This window comes from Pseudoalteromonas rubra (assembly GCF_005887095.1).
GTDB lineage: Bacteria > Pseudomonadota > Gammaproteobacteria > Enterobacterales > Alteromonadaceae > Pseudoalteromonas > Pseudoalteromonas rubra_E.
In genome coordinates this window covers 1-722 of record NZ_PNCI01000088.1, presented here as the reverse complement: position 1 = coordinate 722, position 722 = coordinate 1, and the positions used below count along the sequence as shown (strand labels likewise).

General features: G+C 46.5%; 1 rRNA gene. It reads left to right on the top strand.

Annotated features, from left to right (window positions below):
• Nucleotides 1-76: 76 nt before the first annotated feature.
• Nucleotides 77-722: ribosomal RNA gene (locus tag CWB99_RS22860) — 23S ribosomal RNA — on the top strand; the annotation flags it as partial.

Below are 722 nucleotides of genomic sequence, written 5' to 3'. Positions count from 1 at the left end.
CGTCTATGTGACCAAGCAATATCTGATGGCAATAACGCATCAGGATAAAGAACGACGAAACTGTTTTGGGTTGTATGGTTAAGTGACTAAGCGTACACGGTGGATGCCTTGGCAGTTGGAGGCGATGAAGGACGTACTAACTTGCGATAAGCCTAGTCAAGCCAGTAAGAGGCGCTTGAGACTAGGATTTCCGAATGGGGAAACCCGGCCCTTTGGGTCATCGTTAACTGAATACATAGGTTAACGAAGCGAACGCGGAGAACTGAAACATCTAAGTACCCGTAGGAAAAGAAATCAACCGAGATTCCGAAAGTAGCGGCGAGCGAAATCGGATTAGCCCTTAAGCTTTAATGTAGTTAGTGGAACATTCTGGAAAGTATGACGATACAGGGTGACAGTCCCGTACACGACAACTTATTTAAAGTGAAATCGAGTAGGTCGGAGCACGTGAAACTTTGACTGAATATGGGGGGACCATCCTCCAAGGCTAAATACTCCCAACTGACCGATAGTGAACCAGTACCGTGAGGGAAAGGCGAAAAGAACCCCTGTGAGGGGAGTGAAATAGAACCTGAAACCGTGTACGTACAAGCAGTAGGAGCATACTTGTTATGTGACTGCGTACCTTTTGTATAATGGGTCAGCGACTTATATTCTGTAGCAAGGTTAACCATTTAGGGGAGCCGTAGCGAAAGCGAGTCTTAACTGGGCGCTTAAGTTGC